This window comes from Sphingobacterium sp. UBA865 (assembly GCF_002295765.1).
Lineage (GTDB): Bacteria > Bacteroidota > Bacteroidia > Sphingobacteriales > Sphingobacteriaceae > Sphingobacterium > Sphingobacterium multivorum.
Genome location: NZ_DBGB01000026.1, coordinates 63128 through 77687, shown reverse-complemented (window position 1 = coordinate 77687; position 14560 = coordinate 63128). Strand labels below are relative to the sequence as shown.

12 protein-coding genes are annotated in these 14560 nt (G+C 39.1%); 6 read left to right on the top strand and 6 right to left on the bottom strand.

The features are described 5' to 3' along the window. Nucleotides 1-38: 38 nt before the first annotated feature. Entirely contained in the window at nucleotides 39-2555 is a 2517-nt protein-coding gene (locus B2O97_RS15115; RefSeq protein ID WP_115046824.1) for a TonB-dependent receptor, read from the bottom strand. Between the two features lie 224 nt (nucleotides 2556-2779). On the opposite strand from B2O97_RS15115, the gene B2O97_RS15110 reads away from it, so the two are divergent. After that, nucleotides 2780-3916 (top strand): serine hydrolase domain-containing protein, encoded by a 1137-nt coding sequence (locus B2O97_RS15110; protein WP_070566031.1) that lies wholly within the window; start codon nucleotides 2780-2782, stop codon nucleotides 3914-3916. 164 nt (nucleotides 3917-4080) lie between these two features. Here the strand turns inward: B2O97_RS15110 and B2O97_RS15105 are convergent, their stop codons facing one another. Continuing rightward, nucleotides 4081-4605 carry a glutathione peroxidase gene (locus B2O97_RS15105; protein ID WP_070566033.1) on the bottom strand — a complete coding sequence of 175 codons (525 nt, stop codon included), beginning with the start codon at nucleotides 4603-4605 and terminating at the stop codon, nucleotides 4081-4083. 11 nt (nucleotides 4606-4616) lie between these two features. After that, entirely contained in the window at nucleotides 4617-5483 is an 867-nt protein-coding gene (locus B2O97_RS15100; protein ID WP_070566035.1) for an N-acetylglucosamine kinase, read from the bottom strand. Nucleotides 5484-5803: 320 nt separating this feature from the next. On the opposite strand from B2O97_RS15100, the gene B2O97_RS15095 reads away from it, so the two are divergent. Continuing rightward, nucleotides 5804-7549, top strand: coding sequence for a M61 family metallopeptidase (locus B2O97_RS15095; protein WP_115046822.1), 1746 nt, complete (start codon nucleotides 5804-5806; stop codon nucleotides 7547-7549). Nucleotides 7550-7607: 58 nt separating this feature from the next. Here the strand turns inward: B2O97_RS15095 and B2O97_RS15090 are convergent, their stop codons facing one another. Next, nucleotides 7608-8108 carry a hypothetical protein gene (locus B2O97_RS15090; RefSeq protein WP_070566042.1) on the bottom strand — a complete coding sequence of 167 codons (501 nt, stop codon included), beginning with the start codon at nucleotides 8106-8108 and terminating at the stop codon, nucleotides 7608-7610. A gap of 260 nt (nucleotides 8109-8368) precedes the next feature. Here B2O97_RS15090 and B2O97_RS15085 point away from each other — a divergent pair, with 260 nt between their 5' ends. After that, nucleotides 8369-10135 (top strand): AMP-dependent synthetase/ligase, encoded by a 1767-nt coding sequence (locus B2O97_RS15085; RefSeq protein ID WP_070566044.1) that lies wholly within the window; start codon nucleotides 8369-8371, stop codon nucleotides 10133-10135. 35 nt (nucleotides 10136-10170) lie between these two features. Continuing rightward, complete coding sequence (locus B2O97_RS15080; protein ID WP_070566046.1) at nucleotides 10171-11175, top strand: YihY/virulence factor BrkB family protein; 1005 nt, start codon at nucleotides 10171-10173, stop codon at nucleotides 11173-11175. Between the two features lie 2 nt (nucleotides 11176-11177). Here the strand turns inward: B2O97_RS15080 and B2O97_RS15075 are convergent, their stop codons facing one another. Continuing rightward, nucleotides 11178-11864 (bottom strand): hypothetical protein, encoded by a 687-nt coding sequence (locus B2O97_RS15075; RefSeq protein WP_070566050.1) that lies wholly within the window; start codon nucleotides 11862-11864, stop codon nucleotides 11178-11180. Nucleotides 11865-11927: 63 nt separating this feature from the next. Continuing rightward, complete coding sequence (locus tag B2O97_RS15070; RefSeq protein WP_070566052.1) at nucleotides 11928-12539, bottom strand: WbqC family protein; 612 nt, start codon at nucleotides 12537-12539, stop codon at nucleotides 11928-11930. An 87-nt stretch (nucleotides 12540-12626) separates the two neighbouring features. On the opposite strand from B2O97_RS15070, the gene B2O97_RS15065 reads away from it, so the two are divergent. Beyond that, nucleotides 12627-13493, top strand: a complete 867-nt coding sequence (locus B2O97_RS15065) for a lysophospholipid acyltransferase family protein (protein ID WP_070566054.1) — start codon at nucleotides 12627-12629, stop codon at nucleotides 13491-13493. Further along, nucleotides 13490-14521, top strand: coding sequence for a glycosyltransferase family 2 protein (locus B2O97_RS15060; RefSeq protein WP_070566056.1), 1032 nt, complete (start codon nucleotides 13490-13492; stop codon nucleotides 14519-14521). Before B2O97_RS15065 ends, B2O97_RS15060 begins: the two co-directional genes overlap by 4 nt. The last annotated feature ends 39 nt before the right edge of the window (nucleotides 14522-14560 follow it).

The following is a 14560-nucleotide window of genomic DNA, read 5'->3' as shown; positions in this document are numbered from 1 at the left end:
ATGTTGCTGACTCCTTTTTTTTGGATCGAAGAGCAATATTACCTCTTCTCGAATTTATACGCTAGCGTTGCCATAAAACTACGCGGTGGAATCGGATTCACACTATAGTTTTCATGGATATAATAATTAAACGCGTTGGTAATATTGGATAATTTACCCAAAATACTCCAGTTTTTATAAGCATAACCAGCGGAGAAATCTATGGTCGTAAATGGACTAACAGAGATCAGACGATTGAGGCCATCGCGTACATTGATCTTAGTATTATTCCAACCTGCATTACGTCGACCTGTATAAAATGCGGAAAAACCTAATTTCAGTCCTTTAACTGTCCCATTTTGAATGGTATAAAACACGGTCCCATTAGCCGTATGTGCTGTGGTTCCTACCAGACGTACATTTTCTTCGTTCCCAGAAATTTCAGTCACTTTCTCCTTACCATCAACGATGGTTGTATAACTTGAAATCGGATTGGTTTCGGTATAACGCATATAATTGTAGGAATAACCTGCAATTACATTCAGTCCTGGGAGTAAGGTTCCAGTAACATCAACTTCCAATCCGCTTGAAGCCGTCTTTCCAGAAAATTCTTTCATATTTGCATCGCTATTGCTTGTTCCATTCGGAAGCACCAATAACTGTTGGGCAAAGCGATTGTTGTTAATTCTATACCAAGCAACATTTGCGGATAACCTACCGTTGAAAAAGTCATTTTTCACACCGGCCTCATACTGATCGATGATAGAGGGAGCCATCGGTTGGTAATTCACATCATATCCCGAATTCGATGTAAAGTTATTTGCATAAGTGACATAGACACTTGATGAGCGGATCGGCTGATAGATCAATCCAAATTTAGGCGACCATGCTTTATCCACTTTTGCTCCAATCGGATTTTTTTGACCATCTAGATTAATAATCTCTTCCGATTGATTCGTCGCATAAGTATACTTTTCCGAATTCGGTGTACGCTGATACGTGTAGCGAATACCAGCCAACACTTTAAATTGTTCAGTAACTTCTATTAGGTCCTGAAAAAATACGCCATAACGAAAGATATCCGTCGTTGTTTTGGTCAATAAATCCGCTTGTGGCATATCTGTCCGAAGTCCATTTCCCGAAGCCAAATGCTGCGCAGTTTGCGAGGGATTAAAGACATAAATAGAATCGTATACACCGCCCACATTTTTAGATGCATCAATTTTATAGGCATACGCATTTGAATGCGACTGATCGGCATCTGCTCCCACCAAGATCTTATGCTTGATCGCCCCTGTTTTTACAGTTCCTGTTAGATTCAATTGCTGATTGGCTGTAAACTCATTTGATTTGGATCGGGTTAAATTCCGTGGAGCAATTCCATTTTTATTCGCTTGAATCCGATCTGATCCATAGTAATCACGATCGTAGGTTTGGTAACTTGCTATTGCGTTTAAATTCCATGAATCATTAAACTTATGGTTCAAATTGATCTGCCCGTTTGAGGTATTTGTTCTGTTGAAAGCAAAAGGCACATTCATAAAAGTGTTTCTTCCAACTTCATTATTCAACTTACCATCCACGGTCCCCATTCCAAAGTCCGGCGTAAAATCACTTTTTAAGTAATCGAATGTAAAGTTGAGATCAGTTTTATCGGATATTTTATATAAAACAGAAGGATTTACATATGTACGTTTTGATGTGACCTGATCCCTAAAGCTACCCGCTTTTTCATAAGTTCCGATAACCCGGAATGCAACCTTATTGGAGATTGGACCATACACATCTACTGTTGGTTTATAAAAGTCATAACTTCCTACACGCATTGACGCTTCGCCTCCATAATAAAATTTAGGCTTTTTCGTCACTAGGTTTACAACGGCCCCACCAGATACACCGCCATACAACAAAGCAGAACTTCCTTTTAAAATCTCGACAGATTCTAAGGTGCTCGCCTCAATCGAACCTCCATTATTGGTTCGCGCGCCATTCTTAAATATATTATTTCCGCCTAAGCTATAGCCCCTTGCGTAAAAATTTTCGTTGACCCCACCACGGTTCGCTCCCATCGCGACACCGTTTGCATTTTTTAGCGCGTCGCTCAGGCGATTAACCTGTTGATCCGCAATTACCTGTTCGTTTATAATTTGTACACTCTGCGGCAAATCCCGGTCAATAATCCCTGCTTTACCCACATTCACTGTTTTGCTGTTGTGCGAGTTGTAGCCCACGACTTCCACTTGTTCCAATTGAGATTCAGAAATATTCAAAGCAACATTCACGGCCATCGCCTTTCCATTTTTAACCTCTATAGTACGCTCCTCGACTCCATTTCCGATACTTTTGATCCGAATAGTATAGGTTCCATCCGGAAGATTAGAGAAATGGAAGCTTCCATCACCTGAAGTCGAAGTAGACCTACCTAAAGAAACTATGGTTACTGTAGCCGATTCAATTGGTGCACCATCTTTGGTTTTAACACGGCCATGTATCCCCTTACTTTGCGCCGATGCATCCAAATGAATTGCTCCTACTAATCCTAGACTTAAAACAAGTCCTAGAAAAGTTCTTTTCATGTTAATAAATTGTGAGTTCGTAAAAATTATTTGTCGGCGCAAACATACGATATTATTTTATTGTTTAGAATAGTTTTAAATAAAAATAGTTTATTACGCTAATAAAGCATGATTGAGCTGTATAGCAACTATGATATGCTGCACGGATTCATTGTAACTATTTCTATTATTCATCAGTATTTCCTACATTTATACCAGAACTAACATCCCAACTAATCAATCCAATGAGAAAGTATAAGCTCCTACTCGCCGTCTTTATTTATCTATTCGTTCCCACAGTTTTGCTTGGCCAGCACACACAGGTTGATCATGATCTTACAGAAATTATGCGTCGCTATAATGCCGTAGGGCTCAGTGTGGTCGTCGTCAAAAACAATAAAATTGAGTATCACAAAAATTATGGTTACAAAAACTTGGAAACCAAAACGCCTCTCGGAGAAAATGACCTCTTTCGGATTGCTTCGATTTCAAAGTCATTCACCGCAACATCATTGATGCAATTAATAGCGGATGGCCGATGCAAACTCGACGACGACTTCGGGGATTTGATAGGTTTCCCAATCAGAAATCCGAATTTTCCAGGCAAAAAAATCACCGTCCGGATGATCCTTTCCCATACCTCCAGTATCAATGATAAAAACGGTTACTTCAACCTAGATGTCATCAATCCATCCAAGAACCCCAATTGGAAAGATTCCTACAATCTTTATGAACCCGGCACACAATACCAATATTGTAATCTCAATTTTAATATGGCAGGAGCTGTTCTGGAGAAACTGACCAATACACGCGTCGACAGCTATATTGTTAACCATATCCTCAAACCGCTCAACCTATATGGTGGTTATTGTATCGACTCTTTGGACCAAAGAAGATTTGTTCCTTTATATTCCTTTGATGCTAAAGGTACACCGCATGAAGAACCCAGTGCCTATAATCCACGTCGGGAGGAACTCAATCAGTACATCTTGGGCTATAGCACTCCTGTGCTCTCTCCGACAGGTGGAATGAAAATATCTGCCTTAGATTTAGCTAAATATATGATGATGCATATGAATTACGGCCATAGTCAGGGAAAAAACATCATCGATAAAAAGTATGCGAAGATTATGCAGACCGCTGTAAATAAGGAATCGGGCTATGGATTAGCTATGATGAATAATTCTAAAATTATACCGGGGATTACTTTGACAGGCCATACGGGTTCGGCTTACGGGCTTTATAGTGCACTATTTTTCAACCCTGCAAAGAAATATGGCTTTATTGTCATTACAAACGGCTGCAATATTCCCGACAGCGATGACTTCAACCCTTTGCTTGAAGACTGCATTAGCGCCCTGTACGATGCTTACATTGAATAGGCAACGGCTTACATCAAATAGGCAAAAGTTTAATAAATAAACGAAAGCCAAACCCATCAAATAGAGCCTTGTCCCGGTTTATGGCAAAACCAGGAGCCTTCGGATCAACTGGACAATAACAAAGTAAAAAAGCTGCNNGCAGCTTTTTTACTTTGTTATTTTTACTATTTCTTGTTTTCCACCCAGTTTACAATAGCAGGGTCCAGCGGATTCGTCGCAGAACGGAAACGATGGACAAGTTTGCCGTTCTCATCAATCAAAAACTTTTCAAAGTTCCATTTGATATCACCTTTAAAATCTGGGTTCTCCTGAGCGGTCAAATATTTAAACAAGGGTGAAATTTGATCTCCTTTTACATCGACCTTTTCGGCCATTAAAAAATCAACACCATAATTTTGTTCACAAAACTCTTGAATCTGCGCATTTGAACCCGGTTCCTGTTGTCCAAAATTATTTGCCGGAAAGCCAATAATAACGAGCTTATTGCCATAGGTCTTGTGCAATTCCTCCAAATCTTTGTACTGTTTTGTGAAACCACATTTTGAGGCAGTATTCACGATCAATATTTTCTTCCCCTTGAAATCGGACATTTTCACTTCTTGCCCTTCAAGTGTCGTAAACTTAAAATCATAAAAGTTGGGATTGCCAAATAACATTGACATATACACCATAATAGTTGCAATAATCATATTTAATTATTTTAAAGACTTAACAATGAATTACTTTCTCTTTCCAATACCGCATCAAAAAGCTCGTTGATAGGAGATTTTAAAATGGTCCCTACCTGTATCTGATGTGCTTCACAGACTTCCCGCAAGATTAAATCAAAACTATACGCAATAGAACCCACAAAGTGACATGCATATTTATTATAGTCTGGATAGGTCAAAATCGAAGCTTGAACAAATTCTTCGAATCCACTCTTTACCAGATCTATAATATAGGGATGGGTAATATTATCGGACATGAACGGCGCAAAAGATGCTAAGAAAGCATTTGGACGTTCTTTTTGATAAACATTTTTGATGACAATCTCTTTATTGATTCTGTATTTGTTCGCAAATTTTTCGTTCAGATCTTTCGGCATACGGCCATATAGGAAAAGCCTGACCAGGTTTTTTCCAAAATATGCCCCCGACCCCTCATCACCTAATACGTAGCCATTTCCATTATGTGAGGGCATAAGCTCCTCCCCGTCAAAAAAACTCAAATCAGACCCCGTCCCCAATGTCGCTACATAACCTTTTTTATTACCACAGGTCGCTAAGGCACTACCAAAAAGATCGTTCTCAACAGAAATGTAAGCGTTTTCGAATAAGGGTGTCAATGCATTTGAAACCATTTCCCGACGATCGGGCGTAATGCATCCCGCACCAAAAAAATACAACTCAGTAACTTCATCGGCATAGGGAATAATTTCGGGTATTTCCTTAATAACACGTGTGATTTCCTTTTCATTCACAAAAAAAGGATTAAGTCCATTTGTACTGAATGAGATAGGCGCACTATCTGGCAATTCCAACTTCCAATCCGACTTTGAAGAGCCGCTATCAACAACTAAGATCATACAAATTCTTGATTATTTTCCCCCTATAAACTACTGTATCAAACTTAGCAAAAATTCTGATAAAAAACAGATTTTTTGCTTCATCTCCCCAGCCCAATTAAAACCGTCGTTTTATCCAAAGCAGCAATTTTGCCATCGAATTATACCTCATTTCTTAAATAAATTTATGTATATTGGAGGATACTATCAGCTGCTTCCTGTCATCATNNATGATGACAGGAAGCAGCTGATTCATAATTGTAGAACCAACAATCTTTTTTTTTGTTTGGTTAAGCGTACGATACTTGTAATTTTGTAAGCTCATACTAAAATCATCTTTCATGGACAGTGACCCTTTCAACATACCCGAAATACATTTTGAGGTATCATTTTCAGAAGCACAAGCTCATTACATCGAAGTAAAAATGAGCATCACAAAGCTCAACCAGCCTTATGTCGATCTAAAAATGCCAGTTTGGTCTCCTGGATCTTATTTAATTCGTGAATATGCTAAAAATGTAGAACGATTTCGATCATTTGACAAAACAGGAAATACGATTTCCTATCAGAAAATTTCAAAAAATACCTGGCGAATACCCACAGAATCTTTGGATCAAATCGAAGTAATCTACGCTGTATACGGTTTTGAAGTTTCTGTGCGTACCAACTTTTTCGATAGTGATCATGCTTTTATTGTGCCTACGGCAACTTTCTTTCATATCGATGGCCGTATAGACAGTCCTTCAACAGTCAGCATAGCACTAAAAGATTCTTGGGCAAGTATATCAACAGGACTCGAACAAATTGAAGAACATAAGTTTTATGCACCAAATTTTGACGTATTATACGATACGCCCATCGAAGCGGGTAACCAAGATGTCTGGAAATTCCAAGCTGCCGGTGTCGAGCATGAATGCGCCATGGTCGGAGGTGGTAGTTATGATAAAGACCGTCTGACGAAAGATATCACACGTATCGTCGAAGAGGAAACCCGCATCTGGGGTTCGAACCCCAATGAGCGATATGTCATTATTACCCACAATTACCAATCTGGAGGTGGAGGCCTAGAACATCTCAATTCAACAGTATTGGGAGCGTCGAGGAATGCGTATTTAAATGAGACAAGCTACAAAAACTATTTGAGTCTCGTTGCGCATGAATATTTTCACTTATGGAATGTCAAGCGCTTACGTCCAAAAGCATTAGGACCGTTTAATTACGATGGCGAGAACTATACCACAGGCCTCTGGATCATGGAAGGATTCACTTCGTATTATGATAATTTAATTATTAAACGCTGTGGATTTTATGATGAAAAAGAGTACCTCGCTTTGCTAGCTAACGATTTCAATATTGTACTGAACCGACCGGGTCATGCGATACAGTCTGCCGCAGCCTCAAGTTTCGATACCTGGATTAAATATTATAGGCCTGATGAAAATTCGATGAATTCAGGAATTTCCTATTACAACAAGGGGGCAATGCTGACAGCATTGTTGGATATTAAAATTATCGCTGCTACAGAAGGTCGACTAAAATTGGATGATGTTATCCGTGAGGCTTATGAGGAGTTCTACCTAAAACTTGATCGCGGATTTGAAGAAAATGAATTGAGAAGCCTTGCTGAACGCATCGCAGGCACGTCGTTAGACGACATTTTCAATGCTGCCCATCAGGACGGAGAACTGGATTATAACGATTATTTTAATCTCGTTGGTTACGAAATTGTGGATACCAATATTGATAACAACACATTGACATTCGGCATTACGACCAACAAAGTGGATGGGTTAATTTCGGTAGCAACAGTGGAAAAAGGCTCTGGTGCGTATGACGCCGGATTGAATGTAAAAGACGAACTGATTGCAATTAATAATAACAGGCTCGACGTGAAAGACAAGGAAATTGATTTCATTGTTCAACATGCCAAAGAGGGGGAAACATTAAACTTCCTGGTGGCACGAGATGGTTTAGTGCGTGAAATCCCTGTTCAGATCAGAAAGAGCAATAAAAAGATCTATGAAATCCGTCCGCTCAAAGAACAAACCTTTTTACAGGAATTGCTGGGTAAAATCTGGATGGCATAACACGAAAGTACTAGTATTAAAATTAAAAAAGAATAGCGGGGTCTCCCGCTATTCTTTTTTAAAATTTATATCTTACCGAAAAACCGATCGGATCAAATAATTTGATACTGGATTCGTTTAGAAAATCGAAATAAGGTTTTACATCCAATGAGATCTGAAATGGAGCTTGGGGAATATTATATTCAATACCAACAATACCGTCGATACTTAAATTGAGTTGTGAGTCAAACGAATGACGTTGACCATCTATAATTTTATCTTTCTCTTTATAAGAGCCTACGCTACCACCGAAACCATAATACCAATTGAATCCTCCAGTCAATGGTTTATAGATTTCATATAAACCAACAACGCGGAAACGGCGGAAATCAGAATTGCTCTGAATGCTCATGATAGCCTCCAATGCATGGTCCGAGTTAAGCGTATGACGATATGTAATTCCCTGAGCAGACCCAAAACGTCCACCAATAGCACCCTTATTGTCCAACTGAGCCATAGCTCTATTGGATAATGCTCCAAACATCAGCATTCCACCGACAGCCAAAAATATTTTTCTCATAAAAATCGTACGCTTTTTTGCTTTACATTTTTTTCAAACATAGATAAATTGCTTTTTATATGCAATATATTGCAGTGCACATAAAAACTATTTACCAGAACTTCCCCTATGAAGGACCTTTTCAATAGGGTAAATATCCACTACAGCTATAACGAAACAATGTTTAATTTGTTATGACAATAATCCCGAATTATCCAACTTTATTTCTGTATATTTAGATCAATACAGCATGTAGTAGTAACCAAATAAACTCAAGTGATATGGGCAGAATTTTTGACTTTATAACCTTATATAAAGAAAAATACGCAAAGGACATCATGGTGGCAGGTCGAGATGGAAACGGCCAGTGGAAAACGTATTCTACCAAAGAGTACACCGACGCGATTGACACCTTAAGCAGGGCGTTACTTAAACTAGGCCTCAAAAAAGGTGATCGGGTCGGAATCATGTCCGGCAACCGTCCCGAATGGAATTTAGTTGATTTTGCCTGCAATCAAATCGGTCTCGCAACTGTTCCCCTCTATCCCACATTATCTGCACAGGATCTTTCATTTATCGTGAATGACTCGGATGTCAATGTACTCTTTGTCAGCAACAGCGAATTGACAGACCGTATTGAACAAGCGATCAGGGAGCACGGTATACACCCACAACTGTATACTTTTGATGCCATTGAAAATTATACCCAGCTAAAAACATTCATCGAAACAGCAAAAGATGACTCAACTGATCTAGCTCCGCTTCGTGATGCAGTCACAGAAGATGATCTGCTAACCTTAATTTACACTTCAGGTACCACAGGACGCCCTAAAGGCGTATACTTGTCCCACAAAAATGTATACAGCAACGTCTTGGCCTGCAATCATCTCATCCGATCAGATTTCAAAACGGCGCTAAGCTTTCTTCCGCTATGCCATATCTTTGAACGCATGGTAGTATATATGTACTATTCGAAAGGAATCCAGATCTATTTTTCGGAAACCTTAGACAATGTCGTTGCCGATATCAACGATGTCAAACCGGATGTCTTCACCACAGTACCGCGTGTACTGGAAAAAGTATACGATAAGATTATTGAAAAAGGGAAAGCCTTAACGGGATTAAAAAAGAAAATTTTCTTCTGGGCTGTTGATCTCGGACTGAAATTTCAAGAACCTGAACGAAATGGACCGCTTTACAATCTCAAACTTGCGATTGCTAGAAAACTCATATTTTCCAAATGGCAAGAAGCTCTTGGCGGAAATATTAAAATTATCGTGTCAGGTGGCGCTGCCCTTCAAGAACGTTTAGCGCGTGTATTCTGGGCTGCTGGACTTAAAGTGCTCGAAGGTTATGGGTTAACTGAAACCTCCCCCGTAATTGCGGTAAACTCGTACTTACCCAATGGATTGAAATTTGGGACGGTAGGGAAACCCCTCAAAAACTTAGAAGTTAAAATTGCTTCAGATGGCGAAATCCTTGTCAAAGGTCCTAGTATCACGACTGGCTATTATAAAAATGAAGAAGCCACGAAAGAGGCTTTTGACGATCATGGATTCTTCAAAACAGGCGACATCGGAGAAATAACATCCGATGGTTTCCTTAAAATCACCGATCGAAAAAAGGAAATGTTTAAGACGGCAGGTGGTAAATATATTGCCCCCCAATCCATTGAAAACAAACTCATGGAATCTACATTAATCGGACAAGTCATGGTTTTCGGAGAAAATAGAAAATTTCCTGGAGCCTTGATTGTTCCTGCATTTGATGTGCTGTCAAAATGGGCAAGCCAAAAAGGTATTTCCAGTGGTTCAAACGAAGAAATCATCAAAAATCCAGAAGTAATCCAAAAATATCAGGAAGAAATTAACCGATTATCTACTAACTTTGGGCATTGGGAAATTGTCAAGAAATTTATTCTTCTTCCAAAGGAATGGACAATCAACGACGGTCAATTGACACCAAAATTGAGTTTAAAACGAAAAATTATTTTAAAAGAGAACGAAGCCGTAATCGACAAATTGTATCAGGAACAAAACCAAGAATAGCAATTTGCACGATTATTGGGGCTGATCATCTTATTATGAAGCACGTTACACTACGAGATTTATTTACACTCGCCTACTGGAAAAACATTTGGCATGTCTTAGTTGATGCCTTTAATGGATTCAATGATGACAAATGTATGAAGAAGAGTGCTTCATTGGCTTACTATACCGTCTTCTCCATCGGCCCACTTCTTATGATTGTGATCTGGTGTATCGGCTTCTTCTACGGAGAACATCTTCAGAGTGGATCTTCGGCGCAGGATCAGGTGTTGGAGGAAGTCATGGTTCTTTTTGGACAGGATGTAACAACGCAGATCCAGTCCTATCTTCAAAAGATAACTTTCGAGAATAAATCCAATATGGGGATCACGATAGGTATTGTTACATTGATTCTCTCCTCTACGACCTTATTCGTTGATATACAAGACTCCATAAACAATATCTGGAAAGTAAAACCGAAACCCAAAAAAGGCTGGTTAAAATTAATCATCAATAGATTGATTTCTTTTTCCATCGTGATCGCCTTGGGCTTTTTACTAATTGCTTCACTCATGATCAATGGAGTTATCGTTGCCGTGACCAATTTAGTTATGACCTATTTCCCCTTTATTCCCATTGCGCTTATCTCGTGGGTAAATACAGGCATCACTTTCTCGGTCATTGTCATTTTATTTGGCTTTATCTTTTCTTTCCTTCCCGATGCCAAAGTAAAATTCAGAGACATGCTCGGGGGAGCAATTTTTACAGGTTTACTTTTCATGTTAGGCCGGTACGGCATTTCAATCTATCTGAATCTCTCTTCCACAGCCAGCTTTTATGGAGCCGCAGGATCGATAATTGTCATGTTATTATGGATCTACTATTCGGCTGCGATATTGTATTTTGGGGCAGAATTCACCAAGTTTTATGCCATTAAATTTGGCGCGGGCATTGTGCCTTCCACATTTGCGGTAGCGGTTGAACAGACGGAAAAAGTTAAAAAAACAGGAAGCGACGCCGAAGCACATGTTGGAGACACCATTCAGGTCTTAAAACAATAAATTTATTTTTTGTCTTTTTTACCACTGATGGAACCGTCTATACCGATGACGTCAATGACTTTGTCTCCAATCTGCGTGATATCGGATTTTAACCCGATCATGACGGTAAAAATATTAACAGGCCTATCCTGTATCTTCCTAAAATTATGGAGATAACCAAGCTCGAGCCCTAAAAAGAAGCCATTAAATTTGTAATCTGCGCCAGCCCCCAATTTACTGGAAAAATTCAGATGATTTTTATTCTCCATCTTGACGAGCTTTTGATCTGCTAGCACACGCGCTCTCGGCTCACTCGCCAGACCAACGCCAGGCCCAGCAAAACCGTAGATATTCAGTCTACGCATCTGTTTCCTAATCCCGCCCGAGAATGAAAAAGTATAGAAATTCGTATTGGCATCTTCTATGCGGTATTCGAAATCGGGATCAATTAAGGGTTGTTTGTACTTAAATGAAAGTGTATAAAGCGTGGGGGATACAAAAAACATAGAATTTTTCAGGGATATATCTAAACCAATACTACCCGAAAACTTTGGCGAAAGTATATCTTTGGTTTTCCCGATCGGAAAACCCATTCCGGTTGTACCCCAATAGTAAACTTTTCGATAATGTATCGTATCAACGCCGCCCTGAGCCCGTATAGAGCTCCAACACAAAGAAAGAAGGAGAAAAGTAAAAAAGAATTGTTTCATTTAAATGCGTTCAATATTGAATAACAACAATATTAAACGCATTTTGTTCAAAAAATCGTCCGACTATAGATAACTTTTTGATTGCGGCCCTTGGTTGAACAACAAATCGATAATACTCAAATCTGGGTAAAATCCATTTTTATCAGAGAAAACCTGATAATATTCTTTTGGATCAGGCCATATACTTTCTTTTTTGGGATGTATAAGGTTGCGGAAATCGATCGCTTCTAACGGCTCGGCCACATACGCTTCTGTAAACCCTATTGTTCGTTTAAGTTTGATTGATTTTAGAATAAGCTCCAGCTGGGCCACATTAAAATCGACGAGATAGTCATATTTACCTTCGTAAAACCGTATAAAATCATCCTCATAATACTCAAAATATGCAGAACTCCGGTAAGCGGTCTGTATACTTAACCAGTGTAAACGTTGCCAGTTAAATTCATAACTTATCCGAATATCTTTCATGGGAACTCGTTCTTTATTGCCATGTTGAATGGGTACGATCAAATCCTGCACACCATTTGCTGAAGCAATGCGTGCCCGCGTACGATAGCTCTGCTTTTGAAAATGCTCGTATTTCTCGATGAACAAAGGAAGATTATGCTCTTGTATTGTATGAAAATAAGATATTGGTGGAAGATAACATGCCGGAAGTAATAACTGCGATTCCATAAAAACTGATGATTTTTGTTATAAGTGACGCAAAAATAACTTAAATTAAGGATATTTGTAAAGAACACTGGGAATTTTAGCTATAGCATGAAACAAAAAGCGTTAAACGCATTAATCTATATCATCTCTCTTCTCCCCTATTGGTTTCTATATTTGATCTCCGATGGGCTTTATTACATACTCTACTATATGATTGGATATAGGAAGAATATTGTATTTCAAAACTTAAAGAATGCTTTCCCAGAAAAAACGGATAAAGAACGCCTGGTTATCGCCAAAAAGTTTTACCGTTTTTTCCCGGATCTCCTTGTCGAATCGATCAAATTGAAAACGATTACGGCTGAGGAAGTCAAGAAAAAGATGACTTTGGAAGATGTAGAAGAATTGACGAGACACCTCGAGGAAGGCAAAAACGTAATCGGGGTGACTTCACATTATGCCAATTGGGAGCTTGGTATTCACCGTTTGAGTTTAATCACAAACTTCCCTACACTGATAGTATACAAACCACTCAACAACAAAGACATTGACACGGTGTACAATGACATGCGGGGACGGTTTGGCGCCGAAATGGTACCAATGAAACAAATACTCCGTCATATCGTCAAGTTGAAGGGCCAGCCCAATATCAGTATACTCGTTGCGGATCAAACACCGCTGTATTCGGATTCCGATTATTTTATTAATTGGCTAAATCAGGAAACATTGGTCTATACAGGAGCCGAAAGACTTTCTAGAATAAGTAAAGCACCTGTGGTCTATTGTTATATCGGAAGAAAGCCCAAAAGAGGGCAGTATTTCTGTAAATTCGTTACTTTAATCGAAGATCCAAGTGGCTTTGGCGAGCATGAAATTACCGATATACACAATCAATTTGCTGAACAGCTTATTCGTGAAAACCCAGAATATTGGTTATGGTCACATAATCGCTGGAAAAGAAAACGTAGAAAATGAGTAAATTACCCAAAGTAGCTGTCGTTATCCTCAATTGGAATGGTCGATTTTTCCTGGAAAAATTTTTGCCATCCGTATATAATAGTTCGTATCCGAATGTCGAATTTGTCATTGGAGACAATGCCTCCGATGATGATTCAATTTCATTTGTGAAACAGTACTATCCGACGATTACTATACTTGAAAATGATAAAAACTATGGCTTCGCAGGAGGTTATAACAAAATACTGCAGCGTGTAGATGCTGATTACTATGTACTCCTGAATTCGGATGTCGAAGTGAGCCAAAACTGGATTGAACCCGTGATTGAATACTTGGAAAGAAACCCTTCCCTGGCAGCAGCACAGCCCAAAATACGTTCATTTCATGACAAGCAGAAGTTTGAACATGCCGGAGCCGCCGGTGGCTATCTGGATTACTTTGGCTTTCCATTCTGCAAAGGGAGAATCCTACATGAAGTAGAAGATGATGCGGGACAGTACGATAAGGAATCTGAGATCTTTTGGGCATCTGGAGCTGCGCTTTTTATTCGCTCAAAAGCCTGGAAGGAAGCAGATGGCCTTGATGAAGATTTCTTTGCTCATATGGAGGAAATCGACCTGTGTTGGCGATTAAAGAAAATGGGCTACGGCATAGGTTATTGCCCTAAATCTGTTGTTTATCATGTTGGTGGAGGAACCCTCAATGCAAGTAATCCCAAAAAGACTTACCTCAATTTTAGGAATAATATGGTCATGCTGCAAAAAAACCTTCCGTTAGGCAAAGCCATATGGATTATTTTCATCAGGCTTTGGTTTGACTTTGCTGCCCTTGCTAAGTTTCTGATCGACAGAAAACCTAAGGATGCTTGGGCAATCAGTCGTGCGCATCAGTATTTCTTCTTGAATATTTTCAAAAATGCTAAAAAACGAAAAAAATACAAGGCGAAAGAAAATACAAAAGGGCATTACAGAAAATCAATTATCATTGATTTCTACACAAATAACAAACATAAATTTTCACAGCTAAATCCAGAGGATTTTAAATAGCATATTATTTTCCCAAAACACAAAATGCAGAAAACCGCA

Coding starts and splice junctions, on each gene's coding strand:
- B2O97_RS15115 (WP_115046824.1), bottom strand. CDS start 2,555: ATGAAAAGAACTTTTCTAGGACTTGTTTTAAGTCTAGGATTAGTAGGA.
- B2O97_RS15110 (WP_070566031.1), top strand. CDS start 2,780: ATGAGAAAGTATAAGCTCCTACTCGCCGTCTTTATTTATCTATTCGTT.
- B2O97_RS15105 (WP_070566033.1), bottom strand. CDS start 4,605: ATGATTATTGCAACTATTATGGTGTATATGTCAATGTTATTTGGCAAT.
- B2O97_RS15100 (WP_070566035.1), bottom strand. CDS start 5,483: ATGATCTTAGTTGTTGATAGCGGCTCTTCAAAGTCGGATTGGAAGTTG.
- B2O97_RS15095 (WP_115046822.1), top strand. CDS start 5,804: ATGGACAGTGACCCTTTCAACATACCCGAAATACATTTTGAGGTATCA.
- B2O97_RS15090 (WP_070566042.1), bottom strand. CDS start 8,108: ATGAGAAAAATATTTTTGGCTGTCGGTGGAATGCTGATGTTTGGAGCA.
- B2O97_RS15085 (WP_070566044.1), top strand. CDS start 8,369: ATGGGCAGAATTTTTGACTTTATAACCTTATATAAAGAAAAATACGCA.
- B2O97_RS15080 (WP_070566046.1), top strand. CDS start 10,171: ATGAAGCACGTTACACTACGAGATTTATTTACACTCGCCTACTGGAAA.
- B2O97_RS15075 (WP_070566050.1), bottom strand. CDS start 11,864: ATGAAACAATTCTTTTTTACTTTTCTCCTTCTTTCTTTGTGTTGGAGC.
- B2O97_RS15070 (WP_070566052.1), bottom strand. CDS start 12,539: ATGGAATCGCAGTTATTACTTCCGGCATGTTATCTTCCACCAATATCT.
- B2O97_RS15065 (WP_070566054.1), top strand. CDS start 12,627: ATGAAACAAAAAGCGTTAAACGCATTAATCTATATCATCTCTCTTCTC.
- B2O97_RS15060 (WP_070566056.1), top strand. CDS start 13,490: ATGAGTAAATTACCCAAAGTAGCTGTCGTTATCCTCAATTGGAATGGT.